At 56.2% G+C, this 3,224-nt stretch carries 3 protein-coding genes; all 3 read left to right on the top strand.

What is annotated here, in order from left to right; translation table 11 throughout:
* Positions 1-53 precede the first annotated feature (53 nt).
* The 3 genes from HMPREF2726_RS01710 to HMPREF2726_RS01700 all read left to right on the top strand — a co-directional run bounded on the left by HMPREF2726_RS01710 (position 54) and on the right by HMPREF2726_RS01700 (position 3,148).
* A complete protein-coding gene (locus HMPREF2726_RS01710; RefSeq protein ID WP_070601975.1) occupies positions 54-1,118 on the top strand; it encodes a DUF1176 domain-containing protein in 1,065 nt (354 codons plus the stop codon).
* Between the two features lie 199 nt (positions 1,119-1,317).
* Complete coding sequence (locus HMPREF2726_RS01705) at positions 1,318-1,638, top strand: accessory factor UbiK family protein (RefSeq protein WP_003757162.1); 321 nt, start codon at positions 1,318-1,320, stop codon at positions 1,636-1,638.
* A 13-nt stretch (positions 1,639-1,651) separates the two neighbouring features.
* Complete coding sequence (locus HMPREF2726_RS01700) at positions 1,652-3,148, top strand: YifB family Mg chelatase-like AAA ATPase (RefSeq protein WP_070601973.1); 1,497 nt, start codon at positions 1,652-1,654, stop codon at positions 3,146-3,148.
* The last annotated feature ends 76 nt before the right edge of the window (positions 3,149-3,224 follow it).

Here is a 3,224-nt window from a genome sequence, read left to right as displayed (position 1 = left end):
CTTGTCCTGATTTAAATTTAATCCACTATAAAATAAAACTGAAGGAATACATCATGAAAAAATGGCTGCTGGCTGTTTTGCCCGCCACCGCACTGGCCGCTCCGCCTCAAGGCTTTTATCAAAATTACCAAGACTGGGACATCGCTTGCGACAATACCGGCACATGCCGTCTTGCCGGCTATCAGGCGGACGAAACAGAAACGCCGGTTTCCATCTTGTTTACCCGAAAAGCGGGGGCGAACGCCGCCGTTGCCGGCGAAGTTTCCCTGCTGCCGTTTAATGACGATGAGCGTCAACTCGCCCGTGTGGCAGCCCGCAGCGAATTGATGCTGAACGGCAAATCACTGGGCAAATTGGCGTTGAACAAAAAAGGCACAGGCAAATTGAGCAGCACGCAAACCAACGCCTTGCTCGAAGCGTTGAAAAAAGAAAGCAAAATCAGCATCCGCGCGGGAAAATATGAATGGCACTTGTCCGACAAAGGCGCGGCGGCGGCAATGTTGAAAGCGGACGAATTCCAAGGTCGTCTGAACACGCCTTCCGCGCTGATACGCAAAGGAAACAGCAGTCAGGCAGTCCTCAGCCCGCAGCCCAAACCCGTCATCCGCGCCGTTGCTGTGCCGAAAACAGCAGGCGATATACTGGAACAAGACACACCGCGCCACAGCGCCGTCATGAAGCTGCTGCGCAACAGCAACCGCGTTTCCGAAGGCGACGATAATTACTGTTACGCCCTGCATAATAAAGAGCAAATGGGTTGGAACCGCAGCCTGTATGTCCATCCGCTCAACGATCGTCAGGTGTTGATTTCGGCCATCTGTATCGGCGGTGCTTATCAAACCAGCGGCTACTATGCCATTGCCGATAAAGAATTGACCAAAATCGAACAAGTGCTGCCGCCGATGGTATACGGCGGGCATGGCGGATTCGACGAGAAAACAGCCACCCTCAGCGGCAGCTTCAAAGGCCGCGGCATAGGCGACTGCTGGACAAGCAATGCGGCGGTGTGGGACGGCAAGAGCTTTGTCCGCAGCGAGGAACACACTACCGGCTCGTGCAAAGGCTTTACCGGCGGTGCGTGGTGGCTGCCGATTTTTGATGCCCGCGTCGAGCGTTAAAATACGCCGAATATCGAAACATACGGCAAAAGCCGTTTCAAAAATGCCCGCAAGATTGAGCAATTTTGCGGGCATTTGCTACACATGGGCGATGTTTGGAAGGGAAAAGGCGCGGCAGCAGAATGCCCGTTTTCAGACGACCTTTTTCCTTATACAATACGCTTGGATTTTATATATTCTGATATAAAGGATACGGATTATGTTCGGCAAACAACTCTTTGAAGAAGTCAGCGCAAAAATCAGTGAAACCATCGCCAACAGCCCCGCCAAAGACATGGAGAAAAACGTCAAAGCCATGCTCGGCAGCGCGTTCAACCGTATGGATTTGGTCACGCGCGAAGAATTCGACATCCAGCAGCAGGTTTTGATTAAAACCCGCACCAAATTGGTTGAGCTGGAAGAGCGTCTGGCAAAACTCGAAGCCGCGCAAGAGCCTGAGCAGTCTGCCTTGGAAGCTGCCGAAGCCGCAGCCGAAGAAGCCGTCGCCGAAATCAAACAGCAAACCGAAGCCGGCGAATAAGGTCGTCTGAAACATGTCGCTTGCCTTGGTTTACAGCCGCGCCTTGAGCGGCATGAATGCGCCGTTGGTCGAAGTGGAAGCCCACCTTGCCAACGGCCTGCCTCATTTCAATATCGTCGGATTGCCCGACACCGAAGTTAAAGAAAGCCGCGACCGCGTACGAGCCGCCATCATCCAAAGCGGTTTCGAATTCCCCGCCAAAAAAATCACCGTCAACCTCGCCCCCGCCGACCTGCCCAAAGAATCGGGACGTTTCGACCTGCCGATTGCGCTGGGCATCCTCGCCGCATCCGGACAAATCGCACCCGAAAAGCTCGCCCAGTACGAGTTTGCCGGCGAATTGGCGCTTTCCGGCATGTTGCGCCCCGTGCGCGGCGCGTTGGCGATGGCGTGGCAGGGCATGCAGGCGGGGCGTTCTTTCGTTTTGCCGCAAGAAAACGCAGAACAAGCCGCCGTCATGCGCGGCATTACCGTTTACGGCGCGCGTTCGTTAGGTGAAGTCGCCGCCCATTTGAACGGCATCGAACCTTTGGCGCAAACCGCCTGCCAAGTTCCGCATAGGTCGTCTGAAAACGCCAAACTGCCCGACCTTATCGATGTCAAAGGTCAACACACCGCCCGCCTTGCTTTGGAAATCGCTGCCGCGGGCGGACACAGCCTTTTGATGATGGGCCCGCCGGGAACGGGCAAGTCCATGCTTTCCCAACGGTTGCCCGGCATTCTGCCGCCTTTGACCGAAGACGAATTGGTCGAAGTATGGGCGTTGCGTTCGCTCCTGCCCAACCATCAGCAACAACTCGACAGCCACCGTCCTTTCCGCAGCCCGCACCATAGTGCCAGCTCGGCAGCCATGGTCGGCGGCGGTTCCGACCCGCGTCCGGGCGAGATTTCATTGGCGCATCACGGCGTTTTATTTTTGGACGAACTGCCCGAGTTCGACCGCAAAGTTTTGGAAGTTTTGCGCGAACCTTTGGAAAACGGCGAAATCCACATTTCCCGCGCGGCGCGCCAAGCTGTCTATCCCGCCAAATTCCAGCTCGTCGCCGCCATGAACCCGTGTCCGTGCGGTTATCTCGGGCATCCCGTCAAACCTTGCCGCTGCACGCCCGAAAGCGTCGCGCGTTACCGCAGCAAGATTTCCGGCCCGCTGCTCGACCGCATCGATTTGACCATCGAAGTCCCCAGCCTGTCCGCCGCCGAACTGATGCAGCAGGAAGCGGGGGAAAGCAGCGCCGTCGTGTTGGCGCGCGTGATCGCCGCCCGCGACAAACAATATGCGCGGCAAGGCAAAGTGAATGCCGCCTTGAGCGTCAGTGAACTCGACACGTCCGCCCGCATCCAAAAAGAAGCGCAGGAAGCCTTGGGCAGCCTGTTGGAAAAACTCTCCCTCTCCGCCCGCAGCTTCCACCGCATCATGCGCGTGGCGCGTACGCTGGCGGATTTGGCGGGCGATGAAGAAGTCGGCAGAAGCCATGTTTTGAAAGCCGTCAGCTTCCGCCGCGCGTTGTAAGGTTTTTCAGACGACCTTGGGTACTGAAAACGGAAGATTCAAAGTATAGTGGATTAACTTTAAACCGGTACGGCGT

The organism is Neisseria sp. HMSC074B07, from assembly GCF_001810355.1.
Lineage (GTDB): Bacteria > Pseudomonadota > Gammaproteobacteria > Burkholderiales > Neisseriaceae > Neisseria.
The sequence above is the reverse complement of the archived record's forward strand: the minus strand, read 5'-3'. Positions and strand labels throughout refer to the sequence as shown.